17 protein-coding genes are annotated in these 17,617 nt (G+C 69.5%); 7 read left to right on the top strand and 10 right to left on the bottom strand.

Annotation, left to right across the window (positions count from 1 at the left end; translation table 11 throughout):
- Positions 1-58 precede the first annotated feature (58 nt).
- Both PSH03_RS06400 and PSH03_RS06395 read left to right on the top strand, forming a co-directional pair.
- Positions 59-1,555, top strand: a complete 1,497-nt coding sequence (locus PSH03_RS06400) for an aldehyde dehydrogenase family protein (RefSeq protein WP_238688530.1) — start codon at positions 59-61, stop codon at positions 1,553-1,555.
- An 80-nt stretch (positions 1,556-1,635) separates the two neighbouring features.
- Positions 1,636-2,292: a methyltransferase domain-containing protein gene (locus tag PSH03_RS06395; protein ID WP_210785806.1), complete on the top strand. Its 657-nt coding sequence runs from the start codon at positions 1,636-1,638 to the stop codon at positions 2,290-2,292.
- Positions 2,293-2,300: 8 nt separating this feature from the next.
- On the opposite strand, the gene nucS is transcribed toward PSH03_RS06395, so the two are convergent.
- Positions 2,301-2,960 (bottom strand): endonuclease NucS, encoded by a 660-nt coding sequence (gene nucS, locus PSH03_RS06390; RefSeq protein ID WP_112584054.1) that lies wholly within the window; start codon positions 2,958-2,960, stop codon positions 2,301-2,303.
- A gap of 71 nt (positions 2,961-3,031) precedes the next feature.
- On the opposite strand from nucS, the gene PSH03_RS06385 reads away from it, so the two are divergent.
- Complete coding sequence (locus PSH03_RS06385; RefSeq protein WP_091405855.1) at positions 3,032-3,649, top strand: DUF4126 domain-containing protein; 618 nt, start codon at positions 3,032-3,034, stop codon at positions 3,647-3,649.
- 85 nt (positions 3,650-3,734) lie between these two features.
- On the top strand, positions 3,735-4,031 hold the full coding sequence (locus PSH03_RS06380) for a DUF1540 domain-containing protein (protein ID WP_210785808.1): 297 nt from the start codon (positions 3,735-3,737) through the stop codon (positions 4,029-4,031).
- Between the two features lie 54 nt (positions 4,032-4,085).
- Here the strand turns inward: PSH03_RS06380 and PSH03_RS06375 are convergent, their stop codons facing one another.
- Positions 4,086-6,092: an ethylmalonyl-CoA mutase gene (locus tag PSH03_RS06375; protein ID WP_238688529.1), complete on the bottom strand. Its 2,007-nt coding sequence runs from the start codon at positions 6,090-6,092 to the stop codon at positions 4,086-4,088.
- A gap of 151 nt (positions 6,093-6,243) precedes the next feature.
- Here PSH03_RS06375 and PSH03_RS06370 point away from each other — a divergent pair, with 151 nt between their 5' ends.
- Entirely contained in the window at positions 6,244-7,095 is an 852-nt protein-coding gene (locus PSH03_RS06370; RefSeq protein ID WP_238688528.1) for an ABC transporter ATP-binding protein, read from the top strand.
- Complete coding sequence (locus tag PSH03_RS06365; RefSeq protein WP_112584029.1) at positions 7,092-7,937, top strand: ABC transporter permease; 846 nt, start codon at positions 7,092-7,094, stop codon at positions 7,935-7,937. Before PSH03_RS06370 ends, PSH03_RS06365 begins: the two co-directional genes overlap by 4 nt.
- A gap of 40 nt (positions 7,938-7,977) precedes the next feature.
- Here PSH03_RS06365 and PSH03_RS06360 read toward each other — a convergent pair whose 3' ends face one another.
- Together PSH03_RS06360 and murA are read right to left on the bottom strand one after the other, a co-directional pair.
- The gene (locus tag PSH03_RS06360) at positions 7,978-8,826 is read right to left on the bottom strand and encodes a 3-hydroxyacyl-CoA dehydrogenase family protein (RefSeq protein ID WP_110561611.1); all 849 of its coding nucleotides are present in this window, start codon (positions 8,824-8,826) and stop codon (positions 7,978-7,980) included.
- 96 nt (positions 8,827-8,922) lie between these two features.
- Complete coding sequence (gene murA / locus PSH03_RS06355; RefSeq protein ID WP_210785811.1) at positions 8,923-10,365, bottom strand: UDP-N-acetylglucosamine 1-carboxyvinyltransferase; 1,443 nt, start codon at positions 10,363-10,365, stop codon at positions 8,923-8,925.
- Between murA and PSH03_RS06350 the strand changes: the two genes are divergently transcribed.
- Entirely contained in the window at positions 10,364-10,936 is a 573-nt protein-coding gene (locus PSH03_RS06350) for a cob(I)yrinic acid a,c-diamide adenosyltransferase (RefSeq protein ID WP_091405871.1), read from the top strand. The two genes, murA and PSH03_RS06350, sit on opposite strands and share 2 nt — an antisense overlap.
- Positions 10,937-11,277: 341 nt before the next feature.
- Here the strand turns inward: PSH03_RS06350 and PSH03_RS06345 are convergent, their stop codons facing one another.
- The 6 genes from PSH03_RS06345 to atpA all read right to left on the bottom strand — a co-directional run bounded on the left by PSH03_RS06345 (position 11,278) and on the right by atpA (position 17,505).
- The gene (locus tag PSH03_RS06345) at positions 11,278-11,733 is read right to left on the bottom strand and encodes a DUF2550 domain-containing protein (protein WP_210785812.1); all 456 of its coding nucleotides are present in this window, start codon (positions 11,731-11,733) and stop codon (positions 11,278-11,280) included.
- 12 nt (positions 11,734-11,745) lie between these two features.
- Entirely contained in the window at positions 11,746-12,027 is a 282-nt protein-coding gene (locus tag PSH03_RS06340; protein WP_030333186.1) for a F0F1 ATP synthase subunit epsilon, read from the bottom strand.
- A gap of 88 nt (positions 12,028-12,115) precedes the next feature.
- Positions 12,116-13,258: an LCP family protein gene (locus PSH03_RS06335; RefSeq protein WP_210785826.1), complete on the bottom strand. Its 1,143-nt coding sequence runs from the start codon at positions 13,256-13,258 to the stop codon at positions 12,116-12,118.
- Between the two features lie 224 nt (positions 13,259-13,482).
- Positions 13,483-14,919 carry a F0F1 ATP synthase subunit beta gene (gene atpD / locus PSH03_RS06330; protein WP_210785813.1) on the bottom strand — a complete coding sequence of 479 codons (1,437 nt, stop codon included), beginning with the start codon at positions 14,917-14,919 and terminating at the stop codon, positions 13,483-13,485.
- Entirely contained in the window at positions 14,919-15,848 is a 930-nt protein-coding gene (locus PSH03_RS06325; protein ID WP_210785814.1) for a F0F1 ATP synthase subunit gamma, read from the bottom strand. Before PSH03_RS06325 ends, atpD begins: the two co-directional genes overlap by 1 nt.
- Before the next feature lie 4 nt (positions 15,849-15,852).
- Positions 15,853-17,505, bottom strand: a complete 1,653-nt coding sequence (atpA, locus tag PSH03_RS06320) for a F0F1 ATP synthase subunit alpha (protein ID WP_210785816.1) — start codon at positions 17,503-17,505, stop codon at positions 15,853-15,855.
- Positions 17,506-17,617: the final 112 nt, after the last annotated feature.

The following is a 17,617-nucleotide window of genomic DNA, read 5'->3' as shown; positions in this document are numbered from 1 at the left end:
CCCCCGCCCCGAATCGGGGACCCTACCGGCGAGTAATCCTCGGGTCTAGACTTCCGCCATGACGGCAGTGCATATCCCGGGCGTTCCGGTCATCGACGCGGGCCACTTGGTTTCCACCAGCCCGGCGACCGGCGCCGAGGCCGGTCGCCTCCCGGTCGCCACCGACGCCGACGTGCGGCAGGCCGTCGACAGCGCCCGCGCCGCCGGCGAGTGGTGGGCGGGCCTCGGCTTCACCGGCCGCCGCCAGCGGATGCTGCGGTGGCGTGCGCTGCTCGCCAAGCGCATCGAGCAGTTGGCCGAGTTGGTGCACGTCGAGGGCGGCAAGCCGGTCGCCGACGCCATCGTCGAGATCGTCACGGCGATCGAGCACATCGACTGGGCCGCCCGCAACGCCGGCCGCGTGCTCGGTCCACGCCGGGTGCGGTCCCGGCTCATCCTGGCCGAGTTCTCCGGGCACCTCGAATACCAGCCGTACGGGGTGGTCGGCGTGATCGGGCCGTGGAACTATCCGGTCTTCACGCCGATCGGCTCCGCCGCGTACGCCCTCGCCGCCGGCAACGCCGTGGTGCTCAAGCCGAGCGAGTACACGCCCGCCGTCGGCCAGTGGCTGGTGGACAGCTTCGCCGAGGTGGTGCCCGAGCAGCCGGTGTTCACCGCCGTGCACGGGCTGGGCGACGTGGGCGCGGCGCTGTGCCGCTCCGGCGTCAACAAGTTGGCCTTCACCGGCTCCACCGCCACCGCCCGAAAGGTGATGGCCGCCTGCGCCGAGACGCTGACCCCGGTGCTCATCGAGGGTGGCGGCAAGGACGCCATGATCGTGGACAGCGACGCTGACCTGGACGCGGCCGCCGAGGCGTGTGTCTGGGGCGGTATGACCAACGCCGGCCAGACCTGCATCGGCATCGAGCGGGTGTACGCGGTCGACGCCGTCTTCGACGCCTTCGTCGACAAGGTGGTGACCCGCGCCGGTCGGTTGACGGTCGGGCCGGAGGGCACCGACATCGGCCCGATCACCATGCCCAAGCAGATCGACGTGATCCGCCGACACATCGATGCCGCCATCACGTCCGGCGGGCGCGCCGTGCTCGGCGGCCCGAGCGCCGTGCAACCGCCGTACGTCCACCCCACAGTGCTGGTGGACGTACCGGAGGAGTCGGCCGCCGTCCGCGAGGAGACCTTCGGTCCCACGCTGACCATCAGCCGGGTCCGCGACGCCGACGAGGCCGTCACCCGCGCCAACGCCCTGTCGTACGGCCTCGGGGGTTCGGTCTTCGGCCGCCGGCGTGCGGTGACCGTCGCCCGGCGACTGCGCTCCGGGATGGCGTCGATCAACTCCACGCTGACCTTCGCCGGCATGTCCACCCTGCCGTTCGGCGGTGTCGGCGACTCCGGCTTCGGGCGGATCCACGGGGAGGACGGCCTGCGTGAGTTCGGTCGGTCCAAGGCGATCACCCGACGTCGTGCCCGGTCGCTGCTGCCGTCGATGACCTTCGAGCGCACCCCCGCCGACGTGGCCCGACTCGTCAAGGCCATCAAGGTCATGTACGGGAGGTAAGTGTCGGATAACCGATCATCAACAAGGATCGGCGTATCCACATGTTTATACACCGTGGTCACGGCGGTACATTGCGTTAAATGGGCCCCAATCGATTGCGTTACCGCCTTGTCGACAGTGACCAGTCGTGGAGCGCCCGACGGCGTCGGCACCGCTCGGACTGGCTGGCGCGCACCTTTCCCGACATCGGCGACATGCACGTGGTCGACCTCGGCGGTCGGCTCGGCACCTGGCACCGCGCCACCGTCCGACCGGCCCGGGTGACAGTCGTCAACCTGGAGCAGCCGCCCGCCGTCGTCCCGGATTGGGCCCACGTCGAGCAGGCCGACGCCTGCGACCTGCCCCCGCACCTCACCAAGGGCAGCTTCGACCTGGTCTTCTCGAACTCGGTGCTGGAGCACGTGGGCGGGCACGAACGGCGGATCCGCTTCGCCGCCGCCGCCCGCTCACTGGCCGACCGGCACTGGGTCCAGACGCCCTACCGCTACTTCCCCATCGAGCCACACTGGATCGCGCCCGGCATGCAGTTCCTGCCGGTACGACTGCGCACCGCGTTCGCCCGACGGTGGCCGCTGGGGCACAAGCCGACCCGCAGCCACGACGCCGCCATCCACCAGGTGCTCTGGACCGAGCTGTTGGACCGCTCGCAGATGCGTCACTACTTCCCCGACTCGACGATGCTGGTGGAGCGGGTGTTCGGTCTGCCGAAGTCACTGATCGCGGTGCGCACCGGGTAGGACGCCGGTCAGAAGAGGGTCAGCTCGTCCTTCACGATGCCGCGCAGCTTGTCGTAGTCCACCACCACACACCGGATGCCCCGGTCGGTGGCGAGCACCCGGGCCTGCGGCTTGATCTCCTGGGCGGCGAAGACCCCGACGACGGGGCTGAGCAGCGGGTCACGGTTCATCAGCTCGAGATAGCGGGTCAACTGCTCCACGCCGTCGATGTCGCCACGTCGCTTGACCTCGACGGCGACCGAGCCCGAGTTGGCATCCCGGCACAGCAGGTCGACCGGGCCGATCGCCGTCATGTACTCGCGGCGGACCAGCGTGAACCCCTCACCCAGGGCACCCGGGTTGGCGGCCAGCAACTCCTGGAGGTGCGCCTCCACCCCGTCCTTGCGCAGGCCCGGATCCACACCCAGCTCGTACGAGGTGTCCTGGAAGATCTCCTCCAGGGTGATCCGCAGCTCCTCGCCAGCCTTGTTGACGACCCGCCACACACCGGGGGCCTCCTCCAACCGGCACGGCGGGCTCATCCAGTTCAACGGCTTGTACGCCCGGTCGTCGGCGTGAATAGACACCGACCCGTCCGCCTTCACCATCAGCAACCGGGTGGCCAGCGGCAGGTGAGCCGAGAGCCGTCCGACATAGTCCACCGAGCACTTCGCAATGACCAACCGCACCCGACGAGGGTAGCCGAGCACCCACCGGTCGCCAGCGAGCGGCACTGGCGCGTCGGTGCGATGCTGAGACCGTGTTCGAAGTCCTCACCGGCACCGGTCTCGCCGCCTCGGCGGGGCTGAACGCCTACATACCCCTGCTCATCCTCGGCCTGCTCGGCCGTTACACCGACCTGATCGACCTGCCCAGCGGCTGGACCTGGCTCGGCAACGGCTGGGTCATCGCCATCATGGCCGTGCTGCTCGCCGTGGAGATGGTGGCGGACAAGGTGCCGGTGGTCGACCACATCAACGACGTGGTGCAGACAGTGGTCCGACCCACCGCCGGTGGCCTGGCCTTCGGCGCCGGCTCCTCGTCGGAGACGGTGACGGTCAGCGACCCAGGGAGCTTCTTCTCGTCCCACCAGTGGGTGCCGGTCGTCACCGGCGTACTGCTGGCGTTGGGCGTGCACCTGCTCAAGTCCGCGGCCCGCCCGGTGATCAACGCGACCACCGCCGGAATCGGCGCCCCGGTCGCCAGCACCGCCGAGGACGCCACCAGCGTGGTGGTCTCCCTGGTGGCGATCATCCTGCCGGTGCTGGTGCTCGTCGTCCTGGTCGGCCTGGCGTTCTTCACCTTCTGGTTCTTCCGTCGTCGATCCGAACGACGCCGCGAACGAGAGGCCGCCCGCGCCGCCGGCTTCCGCGTCTGACGCGGCGGATCGGCGGCCCGCGATACCGGGGCTCCACGGGTCGACAAAAGCCTAGTATCGGGGCAAGAGCCTAGAGGAGGTCGGCATGACCGCAGCGTTGGAGATGCCCCGAGTCCAGGAATGTGTGGTCGCCGCGTGCGCGTACAACCAGGCAGGTGACTGCCACGCCTTCGCGATCACCATCGGCAGCATGGATCACGCCCACTGCCACACCTTCGTCGAGTCGCCCGTCCGGGGCGGCGTGGAGAGCCTGATCGCGCAGGTGGGCGCCTGCCAGCGCGCCGACTGCCGGCACAACGAGCAGCTGGAGTGCCACGCGGCGTCGATCAGGGTCGGCCCGGACAACGACATGGCCGACTGCATGACCTACGCCGGCCGCTGACCCACACTGGCCGCTGACCCACGCCGGCCGGCGACCTGCCGGGACAGCGCTCGATCAGGGCAGGTCGTTGGCGTGACGGATGACCGTCACCAGGTCGTCGATGATGCCGGTGAGGGCGAAGTCCTTCGGGGTGAAGACCCGGGCGACCCCGGCCGCCCGGAGGGTGTCCGCGTCACTGGCCGGGATGATGCCGCCCACCACCACCGGCAGGTCGGCCCGGCCGGCGGCGCGCAGCCCGTCGAGCACCGCGGGCACCGCGGCCAGGTGCGACCCGGAGAGCACGGAGAGCCCGACCAGGTCGACGTCCTCCTCGACGGCGGCGGCGACAATCTGCCCCGCGGTCAACCGGATGCCCTGGTAGACGACCTCGAAGCCGGCGTCGCGGGCGCGTACCGCGATCTGCTCCGCGCCGTTGGAGTGCCCGTCCAGGCCGGGTTTGCCGACCAGCAGCCGCAGCCGGCCGCTGCCCAGCTCCCGCGCGGTGGCGGTGACCCGCTCGCGGACCGCCACGAGGCCCGGCTCCCCACCACCGCCGGTGGCACCGGCCAGGCCGGTCGGTGCCCGGTACTCGCCGAAGACCTGGCGCAGCGCGCCGGCCCACTCGCCGGTGGTCACCCCGGCCCGCACACACTCCAGGGTGGCCGGCATCAGATTGGTGGTGGTCGCGGCGTCCGCGCGCAGCCGGGCCAGCGCCGCGTCGACGCCGGCCGCGTCCCGGTCGGCCCGCCACCGGCGTACGCCGTCCACGGCGGCCGCCTCGACCGCGGGATCGACCTGCTCGACCGCGTCCGCGCCTGCGGCGGTCAGCGGGGAGGGTTCGGTGGCGGTGTACCGGTTGACCCCGACCACCACGTCGGCACCGGACTCCATCCGGCGACGGCGCTCGGCCAGCGACGCGACAAGCGCGCTCTTGAGGTAGCCGGTCTCCACTGCGGCGACGACGCCGCCCAGCTCCAGCACCTTGTCCAGCTCGACCCGCGCCCCGGTGACGACCTCGTCGACGAGCGCGGTCATCACGTGCGAGCCGGCGAAGAGGTCGGGATATTCGAGCAGATCCGACTCGTACGCCAGGACCTGCTGCATCCGCAGCGACCACTGCTGGTCCCACGGACGGGGCAGGCCGAGCGCCTCGTTCCAGGCGGGCAGCTGGACCGCGCGGGCCCGGGCGTCGCGGGACATCGTCACGCCGAGCATCTCCAGCACGATGCGCTGGATGTTGTTCTCCGGCTGCGCCTCGGTGAGGCCGAGCGAGTTGACCTGCACCCCGTAGCGGAACCGCCGTTGTCTGGCGTCGGTGACCCCGTACCGGTTCCGGGTGATCTCGTCCCAGAGCACGCCGAACGCGCGCATCTTGGCGATCTCCTCGACGAAGCGCACCCCGGCGTTGACGAAGAACGAGATCCGCTGGACCACGTCACCCATCCGCTCGGCCGGGACCTGGCCGGAGTCCCGGACCGCGTCGAGCACGGCGACCGCTGTGGCCAGCGCGAAGCCGACCTCCTGCACGGGCGTGGCGCCGGCCTCCTGGAGGTGGTACGAGCAGATGTTGACCGGGTTCCACCGGGGCATCTCGCGCAGCGTGTACGCCACCACGTCGGCGGTGAGCCGCAGCGACGCCGCCGGCGGAAAGATGTAGGTGCCCCGGGACAGGTACTCCTTGATGATGTCGTTCTGGGTGGTGCCGGCGCAGCGGGCCAGGTCGGCGCCCTGCTCCAGCCCGACGGTGCCGTACAGGGCGAGCAGCCACATCGCCGGGGCGTTGATGGTCATCGAGGTGTTCGTGTCGGCGAGCGGGAGACCGTCGAAAAGCGCCCGCATGTCGCCGAGGTGGGCCACCGGCACGCCGACCCGCCCGACCTCGCCGGCGGCGAGTTCGTGGTCCGGGTCGTACCCGGTCTGGGTGGGCAGGTCGAAGGCGACCGACAGGCCGGTCTGCCCCTTCGCCAGGTTGCGGCGGAAGAGGGCGTTGGTCGCCGCGGCCGACGAGTGGCCGGCGTAGGTGCGCATCACCCACGGGCGGTCCCGCTCGGGCAGCCGCCCGGGGAATGCCGTCTCATCCATGGCCGGAGTCTAAGTTACCGTTCAGTAAAAGGAGCTGTGGAAAACCACACAGGTCCATGTCGGGGACGACCGGGTGGCAAGCGCCCGCAGTGGCGTGGACCGCCACACCCCGGGCACCACCCGGCCCAGGCCAGGACGCACACTGGACGGCATGGATGACGAGCTGGCCATCTCCGTCCGAGGGCTGCGCAAGGCGTACGGCGACAACGTGGCGGTGGCGGGCGTGGACCTGGACGTCCACCGGGGCGAGGTGTTCGCGTTGCTCGGCCCGAACGGCGCCGGCAAGACCACCACGGTGGAGATCCTGGAGGGCTACCGCCGCCGGGACGCCGGCGAGGTCACAGTCCTCGGCGTCGATCCGGCCCGACCGGATGCCGACTGGCGCTCCCGGGTCGGCATCGTGCTCCAGGGCACCGGCGAGTTCGACGAGCTGACAGTGGCCGAGGTGATCCGGCACTTCTCCGGCTTCTACCCCGACGCGGACGACCCGGACAAGGTGATCGAGCGGGTCGGGCTGGCCGACAAGGCGAAGGCCCGGACGCACACCCTCTCCGGCGGGCAGAAGCGCCGCCTGGACGTGGCCCTGGGCATCGTCGGCCGTCCCGAGCTGCTCTTCCTCGACGAGCCGACCACCGGTTTCGACCCGGAGGCCCGCCGCGAGTTCTGGGAGCTGATCCGCGATCTCGCCGCGGCCGGCACCACAATCGTGCTCACCACCCACTACCTGGACGAGGCCGAGGCCCTCGCCGACCGGGTCGGCGTGATCGCCGGCGGCCGGCTGGTCGAGGTCGCCGCCCCCAACCGGCTGGGCAATCGGCAGGAGGCCCTCGCGACGGTCTCCTGGCGTACCCCGGAAGGGACGCGGGAAAGCGCGCAGAGCGCGACGCCGACGGCCTTCGTGGCCGACCTCGCCGCGCGCTACGGCGGCGAGGTCCCCGGGCTCACGGTGACCCGGCCGACCCTGGAGGACGTCTACCTCACCATGATCGGACACGCGCGATGACGACCACGACGAAGCCGGCGACGCCGGTCACCGCGACTCGCGGCCGGCGGCCGGGTGCCGGCGCGCTCGCCCTGCGCCAGGGCCGACTGGAGATCACCCAGTTCCTGCGCAGTCGGGAGTCGGTCGTCTTCACGATGGGCTTCCCCATCATCATGATCCTGATCTTCGCGTCGATCTTCGACGGCACGATCGGCGGCGGGGTCAAGTTCACCCAGTACTTCATCACCGGCATGATCGCGACCGGCCTGATGACTGTGAGCTTCCAGAACCTCGGCATCTGGATCCCGATCGAGCGGGACCGGGGCGTGCTCAAGCGCTACCGGGGCACGCCGATGCCGAAGTGGGTCTGGTTCGCCGGCAAAGTGATCATGGTGGTGGCGATCGGCATCGCCGAGACGGTCCTGCTGTTGGCCGTCGCGGTGGCGCTGTTCGACCTCGACCTGCCGGGCACCGCCGCGAAGTGGTTCACCTTCGGCTGGGTAGCTGTGCTCGGGGTGACCGCGTGCACCCTGTGCGGCATCGCGATCTCGTCGCTGGCCCGCACCGCCCGCAGCGGCTCGGCGGTGGTCACCCCCGTCGCCCTGGTGCTCCAGTTCATCTCCGGGGTGTTCTTCGTCTTCACCGACCTGCCCACCTGGATGCAGCAGGTGGCGGCGCTGTTCCCGCTCAAGTGGATGTGCCAGGGGCTGCGGTCGGTGTTCCTGCCGGAGAGCTTCGGCGCCCAGGAGCCGGGCGGCTCGTTCGAGCTGGGCCGGGTGGCGGTGGTGCTGGCCCTGTGGTGCGTGATCGGTGTGGTGCTCTGCCTGACCACCTTCCGCTGGACCACCAAGCGCGACGGCTGAGCGGCCGACCGGGGCGGACGCCCGCCCCGGTCGCCACGACTCAGTACGTGTAGAAGCCCTTGCCGGTCTTGCGGCCCAGGTCGCCGGCGGTGACCATCCGCTGGAGCAGCTCCGGCGGGAAGAACTTCTCGTCGGCGGTGTCGGTGTAGATGTTCTTCGAGGCGTGCAGCAGCACGTCCACGCCGGTCAGGTCGGTGGTGGCCAGCGGGCCCATCGCGTGCCCGAAGCCCAGCCGGCAGGCGGTGTCCAGGTCCTCCGCGGACACCACCCCGGACTCGACCAGCTTGACCGCCTCCATCACCAGGGCGGAGATCAGCCGGGTGGTGACGAAGCCGGCGATGTCCCGGTTGACCACGACGACCGTCTTACCGATCTCCTCGGCGAAGGCCCGCGCGGTGTCCAGCGTGGCGTCGCTGGTCTTGTAACCGCGCACCAGCTCGCAGAGCTGCATCATCGGCACCGGGGAGAAGAAGTGGGTGCCGACCACCGCCTCGGGCCGCTCGGTCACCGCGGCGATCTGGGTGACCGGGATCGCCGAGGTGTTGGTGGCGAGCACCGCGTCCGACTTGCAGATCTTGTCCAGGGCGCGGAACACCTCGTGCTTGATCTCCAGGCGCTCGAAGACCGCCTCGACCACGATGTCCGCGTCGGCCGCCGCCTCCAGGTCGGTGGTCGGGGTGATCCGAGCCAGCGTCGCCTCGACCTCGGACGCCTCGATCTTGCCCTTCTCGGCGAACTTCTCCAGTGACTTCCGAATACCGCCGAGACCCCGGGTGGTGGCCGCGTCGTCCAGGTCGCGCAGCGTCACCTGCCAGCCCGCCTGCGCCGCCACCTGGGCGATGCCGGAGCCCATCAGCCCGGCCCCGACGACCGCGAGTCGACCCGCCATCTGCTTCTCCCTCGCTGCGATTGAGTGCCTGCCTGCACCCTAGTCGGCGAGCCTGAACGATGGCTAAGTGGCGGTCGGGCCGGGGTCGTGCGGGCCTCAGATCTCCAGTGCCGGCTCCTCCGGCGTGGTGCCCCGCTCGACCGCCACCCCGAGCGCACGCAGGTCGGCGACGAAGTCCGGGTAGCCCCGGTCGACGTGGTGCACGTGGGAGACCTCGGTGACCCCCTCCGCGCAGAGTCCGGCAATGATCAACCCTGCTCCGGCCCGGATGTCGGTGGCCCGCACCGGGGCACCGGAGAGCCGATCCCGGCCCCGGACCACAGCGTGGTGCCCGTCGGTCTTGATGTCCGCGCCGAGCCGCATCATCTCGTTGGCGAACATGAACCGGCCGTCGAAGATGTTCTCGGTGATCAGGGAGGCGCCGTCACTGACGGCCGCCAGCCCGATCGCCATCGGCAGCAGATCGGTGGCGAAGCCGGGGTACGGCAGCGTCACCACGTCCACCGCCCGGGGCCGCTCGTCCATCCGTACGCGGAAGCCGTCTGCCCGGGTCTCCACCAGCCCGCCGGCGGCCACCACCTTGTCCAGGGCGACCTCCAGGAAGGCCGGGTCCAGCCCGGTCACCGTCACGTCGCCCCGGGTCATCGCCGCGCCGAACGCCCAGGTGCCGGCGACGATCCGGTCCCCCACAGTGGCGTGGCGCACCGGACGCAGACCGGGCACACCGGTGATGCGCAACGTCGACGTGCCCGCGCCGACGATGCGCGCGCCCATCTGGTTGAGCATCGTGCAGATGTCGACGATCTCCGGCTCCCGGGCGGCGTTGTCGATCATCGTGGTGCCCTGGGCCAGCACCGCCGCCATCACCAGGTTCTCGGTCGCGCCGACGCTGGGGAAATCCAGCACGATGTCCGCGCCGCGCAGCCCGTGCGGGGCGGAGGCGATGACGAACCCGTGCTCACCGGAGATCTCCGCGCCCATCCGGGTCAGCCCGGAGATGTGCATGTCCAACCCCCGCGAGCCGATCGCGTCGCCGCCGGGATGGGCCACCCGCACGTACCCCCGGCGGGCCAGCAACGGGCCGAGCACGCAGATCGACGCACGCAACCGGCGGACCAGGTCGTAGTCGGCCTCCGCGCCCGGCTGCTCGGGTACGTCGATCGTCACCGACCGGGACCGGGCCACGCCGCCACGGGCGACCATCGGGTCGACCGGGTCGTCCGCGTCGAACTGGACGTCGCAGCCCAGCCGACGCAGCACCTCCCCCATGATCGCGATGTCGGTGATCCGGGGGACGTTGGTGATCACACTGCGGCCCGGCGCGAGCAGCGCGGCGGCCATCAGCTTCAACGCCGAGTTCTTGGCACCGACCACGTGCACGGTGCCGGACAGTCGGGCGTCACCACGTACCCGGATGACGTCGACGTCGTTGACCGCCGAATCGCCGGCGTCGCCGGGACCCACCACCACCGGCCAGCCGGCGGTGCTGTCCGGCCGCGCCGGGATCGTCAGGTCGGGAATCCGTAGGCTGTGCGTCATGGCCGTCCACCTCACGCGCATCTACACCAAGGCCGGCGACGCCGGCATGACCAGGCTGAGCAACAACGAGCAGGTGCCGAAGACCGATCCACGGATCGCCGCGTACGCGGATGTCGACGAGTGCAACGCGGCGATCGGCGTCGCGCTCGCGCTGGGAAACCTCGACGAGGAGCTTCGCGGCGTGCTGGGGTCGGTGCAGAACGACCTGTTCGACGTCGGCGCCGACCTGTCCACCCCGGTCGAGCCGGAGCCGAAGTACCCACCGCTGCGGGTCACCGAGGAGTACGTCGAGCGCCTGGAGGGCTGGTGCGACGAGTACAACGCACGCCTGAGCAAGCTCGACTCCTTCATCCTCCCCGGCGGCACCGCGGGTGCGGCGCTGCTGCACGTGGCGCGGACCGTCGCCCGGCGTGCCGAACGGGCAGCGTGGGCGCTGGTCAGCCACGATCCGGAACGAACCAGCACGCTCCCGGCAAAGTATCTCAACCGGCTCTCCGATCTGCTCTTTATCCTGTCAAGAACGGCAAATCCGGCAGGAGACGTGCTATGGGTGCCGGGCGGCAAGCGCTGAACGTCGGGCTCCGCACCACGTCGAGGTCTGGTTTCCCACTCTGCCCGCCACCACGCGTAGCCAAGCGGGACCATCCCAGCCACCAGAACACCCCGACATCAAGAAAACCGAGTCGATCACCAGGCCTGCGCGCTGCGCGGGGCCGGCTCGCTACGCGCACCGAGGAGGCAGGACCCAGCCGCATCGGTAACGGCAGGTGATCAAAGCCCGCGCCGAGCCGGCGGACAGTGCCCAACGAAGGGTTTCCGGGGGAGCCCGCCCGGCGCAGGGATCAAGCCTGACCGCCCGGAGCCGGGCGGGCTCCCCCGGAAACCGAGAAGAGCAACCACAGAAAGAGCCGATCAGGCAGCCGGCCAGTCCTGGGAGGCCATACGCGGCGAGACCGCCCCCGGAGGGGCGGCCTCGAGCCAGGAGAGAAAACCGGTCACTGTCGATCGCGCCATGGCGATCTCCACCGGTGCGTGGTCACTGGTACAGCGGAGGATCACCCAGTCGGCCGGCATGGAGAAGCGTTCCTGACCTTCGGGCAACCGGCGGCGCTCCACAGCCAGCCCCTTGCGGGAGAGAACCCGCTTGGGCCGGATCGCGAAGCTGAACATCCGGTACCAGCGCAGCTCGTCACCCGCGAACCGGCCGAAGCCGGGCGACCAGCCGCGGCCGTCGAGCATGGTGGAGACCCGGACGCTGAGCCGGATGATGCCACCGCTGCGGGTGACCAGAGCTCGCCGGACGAAGAGGATCAGAAGCGCGCCGAGGATGACGACAACGCCGATTCCGAATCCTTCGACGATCTCCATCCCCGGTGTGGCTCAGCGGCTCTGCGCGGAGACCGGGGTTGCGCTCTCGGCCAGCACGGTGACCCCGTCGGCGCTCACCGAGAGGAAGCCGCCGGCCACCTCGTAGGCGACCTGCTCGCCGCCGGCGAGCTTGATGCGTACCTGGCCGGGCTCGGCGAGTTGGCCGAGCAGCGGCGCGTGCCCCGGCAGGACACCGAGCTCGCCTTCGGTCGTCCGGGCGACGACCATCTCGGCGTCACCGGACCAGACCTTCTCCTCGACGGCGACGAGCTCGACGTGAAGCTGCTGTGCCACGCTGTCTCCTTGCTGCGGCTACGGATTGCCGAAAGTCTAGCCTGACGACGCGGCGCGCCCAACGCGGGTGGGGACAACGCCGACCTGACTACTTGGCCTTGTTGACGAATTCTGGGTGCTCCAGCAGGAACGGGTCGAGTTGCTCGTTGTGCAGAGCGGTGAAGAAGTCCGGAACACCCTCCTGGAACTGCTCGCCCAGGTACTTACTGCCCTCGAAGACCCCGCCGCCGGGCAGCTTGATCATCTCGATGGTGTTCGGGCGGATGTCCTTCAGGGCTAGCCCGAAGTCGACAACGCTGTTGCCTCGACCGCTGAAGATCAACGACTGGCCGGCGGCGCGGAGCACCTTGTCCAGCTTGATCGGGTTGGACACCACGTCGGCGCTGAACGCCTGGCCCACCATGGCCTTGACGAACTGCTGCTGGTGGCGCTGCCGACCGTAGTCGGAATCCGGAACGCCGTTCTTCGGGTAGCGCTGCCGGACGTAGTCCAGTGCCTGCCACCCACTCAGGTGCCGGTTGCCCTTCTTGTAGATCGCCTGCGGGCCGACGTAGCCCTCACCACGGGTGTTGCCCGGCCGCGGCTTTCCGTCCGGCTGCTTGTGCTCGGACTTCACGTCGCGCTCGATGTACATGTCGACACCGCCCATGGCGTCGACGATCTTCTGGAAACCGGTGAAGTTGATGATCGCGCCGGCGTCGAAGCGCTTGATGCCCGTGACGTTCTGCACTGTGGCGGCCAGCAACTCGAAGCCCCGCGCCGCGTCGGGGTTGGCCCCCGGCACCTTGCTGCCGAAGGACATCGCGGCGTTGATCTTCGTGGTCTCACCCGGGAAGTCGGCCTTCTTGAACGCCGGGATCCGCACGTAGAGGTCACGAGGCAGCGAGAACAGGTAGGCCCGGTCCATCGAGGCCGGCACGTGCAACACCATGATCGAGTCGGCCAGCGGCGCGGCCGTCGGCGTACGCGGGTCGATGCCGACGAGCAGGATGTTCAGCGGACCCTTGATGTCGCTCTTCTTCGCCTGGGCGCCCGCCGCCTGGTCGCCGAAGAGGTCGGCCTTGCCGACGGACCCCTCGTAGCGGGCCATGAGCACCTCGGTGCCGACCAGCACGGCGCCGCTGAGCACGGTCAGCACGGTGCCGAACACCGTGCAGATCCTGGCCCATCGCGGCACACCTCGCCAGATGGACGGCTTGCGGCCACTCTTGCCGGCCTTACCCACGAGCAGCTCCGTTCGTTACGCCCACGACGAGGAAGACGGGCGCACGTCGTCGAAAGGTTGCAGAGATCAACGCTCGTTCAGGTGAGCGCGGAACGAACCGTAGCTCGGGAGCCGCGGAAGTGACGACCACGAGTAACGGACCGCGACGATGGTAAGACGCGAACATGAACAAAAGACTGCCCCGGCATTGCCGGGGCAGTCTTTTTGCTACGAATCGGATGAGAGCTGGGTCAGCTCTTCATCAGCTCCTCAGCCTTGCGCTCCAGGTCCTCGAGACCGCCGCACATGAAGAACGCCTGCTCGGGGAAGTGGTCGTACTCACCCTCGCTGATCTTGCGGAACGCCTCGATGGTCTCCTTGATCGGGACCGTCGAGCCCGGCACGCCGGTGAACTGCTCCGCCGCGTAGGTGTTCTGCGAGAGGAAGCGCTCGATCCGCCGGGCGCGAGCCACGGTGATCTTGTCTTCCTCGGAGAGCTCCTCGATACCGAGGATGGCGATGATGTCCTGCAGGTCGCGGTAGCGCTGCAGGATCCGCTTCACCTCGGTGGCTACCTGGAAGTGCTCGGCGCCGACGAACTCCGGGGCGAGGATCCGGGACGAGGACGCCAGCGGGTCCACGGCCGGGTAGATGCCCTTGTCGGAGATCGACCGCTCCAGGTTGGTGGTCGCGTCCAGGTGGGCGAACGTGGTGGCCGGGGCGGGGTCGGTGTAGTCGTCCGCCGGCACGTAGATCGCCTGCATGGAGGTGATGGCCTGGCCCCGGACGGAGGTGATCCGCTCCTGGAGCTCGCCCATCTCGTCGGCCAGGGTCGGCTGGTAACCCACGGCGCTCGGCATACGGCCGAGCAGGGTGGACACCTCCGAACCGGCCTGCGTGAAGCGGAAGATGTTGTCGATGAAGAGCAGCACCTCCTGCTTCTTCACGTCCCGGAAGTACTCGGCCATGGTCAGCGCGGAGAGCGCCACCCGCAGCCGGGTGCCCGGCGGCTCGTCCATCTGGCCGTAGACCAGCGCGGTCTTGTCGATGACGCCGGACTCGGTCATCTCGGCGATGAGGTCGTTGCCCTCACGGGTGCGCTCACCCACGCCGGCGAACACCGAGGTGCCACCGAAGTTGCGGGCGACCCGGGTGATCATCTCCTGGATGAGCACCGTCTTGCCCACGCCCGCGCCGCCGAACAGGCCGATCTTGCCGCCCTTGACGTACGGGGCGAGCAGGTCGATGACCTTGATGCCGGTCTCCAGCATCTCGGTCTTCGGCTCGAGGTCCGCGAAGGCCGGGGCCTTGCGGTGGATGCCCCACCGGTCGTCGGCCTCGAACGTCTCGCCCTCTTTGAGGTTGAGCACCTCGCCGATCGCGTTGAACACCTTGCCCTTGACCGCGTCGCCCACCGGCACCGTGATCGGCTCGCCGCGGTCGCGCACCTCGGCGCCACGGACCAGGCCGTCGGTCGGCTGCATCGAGATGGCACGGACCAGGTTGTCACCCAGGTGCTGGGCAACCTCCAGGGTCAGCGTCTTCTCACCGCCGGACAGGTTCACCTTCACGTTCAAGGCGTTGAACAGGGGCGGCATGGCGTCGCGCGGGAACTCGGCGTCGACGACCGGGCCGATGACCCGGACCACGCGACCCGTGGCCGTCTTGGTCTCTACTGGTGCAGTCATCACACTTCACTTCCCGACGCGGCCAGCGCGTTGGCGCCGCCGACGATCTCGCTGATCTCCTGGGTGATCCCGGCCTGGCGAGCCGAGTTCATCTCGCGCGTGTACTTCTCGATCATCTCTTCGGCGTTGTCGGTGGCGCTCTTCATCGCCCGCCGCCGTGCCGCCGACTCACTCGCCGCCGACTCGATCAACGCCGCGTAGATCCGCGTGTTGATGTACCTCGGCAGGAGCGCGTCGAGCAGCGCCTCCGCCTCCGGCTCGAACTCGTACGCCGGCAGCAACCCCTCGGAGCGCGGCCGGTCCTCCACCTGCATCGGACCGATGACCTTGGTCACCGGGTTCTGCGTCATGAGCGAGTGGAACTCGGTGTAGACGATGTGCAACTCGTCGACCCCGAGCACCCCGTCCGCTCCGGCGCCGCCGTCGACGTCGTCCGCACCGGCAGTGAACGCCTTGATCAGCGTCTCACCAACGGTACGGGCGTCCTCGAACGACGGCTGCTCGCTGAAGCCGGTCCAGTTCGCCTCGATCGGCCGCTCGCGGAACCGGTAGAACCCGACGCCCTTACGCCCGATGACGTAGAGCACCGGCTCCTTGCCGTCCGCCTTGAGCCGCGCGATCAGCGACTCCGCCATCCTGATCGCGTTGGAGCTGTAGCCGCCGGCCAGGCCACGGTCGCTGGTGACCAACAGGACGCCGGCCCGCCGCACCCGCTCACGCGGGGTGAGCAGCGGGTGGTCGATCCGCGCGTTGGACGCCAGCGCCGTGAGCACACCGGTGATGGCCTGGGCGTACGGCAGGGACGCCTGCACCCGGGCCTGAGCCTTGGCGATCCGGCTCGTCGCCACGAGCTCCATCGCCTTGGTGATCTTCTTCATCGACTTCGCCGAGCGGATCCGTTGACGAAGAACGCGTACCTGGGCCGCCATGGGATCAGCTCTCGGCCGGGCGGTCGGTCGCGCCGTCGCGGAAGCGGGTCACCGTCTCGCGGTTCTCGTCGCCCTCAAGCGGCGCGGCCGGCGCGTCGTTGACCTTGCGCTCGTCCTCCTTGCCGAGGAAGACCTGCTTGAACTCGGCGATCGCGCTGTCCAGCGAGCCGATGATGTCATCGTTCCACTGGTTGTCGGCGATGCCGGCCAGCACACCCTGGTGCTTGTGCCGCAGGTACTGGAGGAACTCGGCCTCGAAGCGCCGAACCTCGCCCACCGGGATGTCGTCCAGCTTGCCCTCGGTGCCGGCCCAGACCGAGACGACCTGCTCCTGCACCGGGAACGGCGAGTAGTTCGGCTGCTTGAGCAGCTCGACCAGGCGCGAACCGCGGTCCAGCTGGGCCCGGGAGGCCCGGTCCAGGTCGGAGGCGAAGGCGGCGAACGCCTCCAGCTCGCGGTACTGGGCCAGGTTGAGCCGCAGCGAACCGGCGACCTTCTTCATCGGCTTCACCTGCGCGGCGCCACCGACTCGGGAGACCGAGGTACCGACGTTGATCGCCGGACGAACGCCCTGGTTGAACAGGTCGGTCTCCAGGAAGATCTGGCCGTCGGTGATCGAGATGACGTTGGTCGGGATGAAGGCCGAGATGTCGTTGGCCTTCGTCTCGATGATCGGCAGACCGGTCATCGAGCCGCCACCCAGCTCGTCGGAGAGCTTCGCGCAGCGCTCCAGCAGGCGGGAGTGCAGGTAGAAGACGTCACCCGGGTACGCCTCACGGCCCGGCGGGCGACGCAGCAGCAGCGACACGGCGCGGTACGCCTCGGCCTGCTTGCTCAGGTCGTCGAAGACGATCAGGACGTGCTTGCCGCCGTACATCCAGTGCTGCCCGATGGACGAGCCGGTGTACGGGGCGAGGTACTTGAAGCCGGCCGGGTCGGAGGCCGGGGAGGCGACGATGGTGGTGTACTCCATCGCGCCCGCCTCCTCGAGCTGCCCCTTGATGGAGGCGATCGTGGAGGCCTTCTGGCCGATGGCGACGTAGATGCAGCGAACCTGCTTCTTCGGGTCGCCGGTGCGCCAGTTGTCCCGCTGGTTGAGGATGGCGTCCAGGGCGACAGTGGTCTTACCGGTCTTCCGGTCACCGATGATCAGCTGCCGCTGGCCCCGACCGATCGGGGTCATCGCGTCGATGGCCTTGATGCCGGTCTGCAGCGGCTCGTCGACGGACTGCCGGGACATCACGTTCGGAGCCTGCAGCTCCAGCTCGCGGAAGCCCTCGTTGGCGATGTCGCCGAGCGCGTCGATCGGCTCACCGAGCGCGTTGACCACGCGGCCGAGGAAGGCGTCGCCGACCGGAACGGAGAGAACCCGCTCGGTGCGCTTGACGCGCTGCCCTTCCTCCAGCTTGGCGGAGTCACCGAGAACGACGACGCCGATCTCCCGGACGTCGAGGTTCAACGCCACGCCGAGCGTGCCGTCCTCGAACTCCAGGAGCTCGTTGGTCATGGTCGAGGGCAGGCCCTCGACGTGGGCGATACCGTCGCCGGTGTCGGCGACGGTGCCGACCTCCTCGCGGGAGACGTCGGACGAGTAGGAAGAGACGTAGCGCTCCAGGGCGCCGCGGATCTCCTCCGTCGAGATGGTCAGCTCGGCCATCCTCTGCTTCCTTAAAATTCAGGGGCCCGGGATACCTAGTACCGACCGGTCCGAATGGCGTCTGTCATTCCGGGCACTGAGCGATCCAGTCACCCCGATGCTGGGCGGCGGA

Source organism: Micromonospora salmantinae (assembly GCF_022230905.1).
GTDB lineage: Bacteria > Actinomycetota > Actinomycetes > Mycobacteriales > Micromonosporaceae > Micromonospora > Micromonospora salmantinae.
The sequence above is the reverse complement of the archived record's forward strand: the minus strand, read 5'-3'. Positions and strand labels throughout refer to the sequence as shown.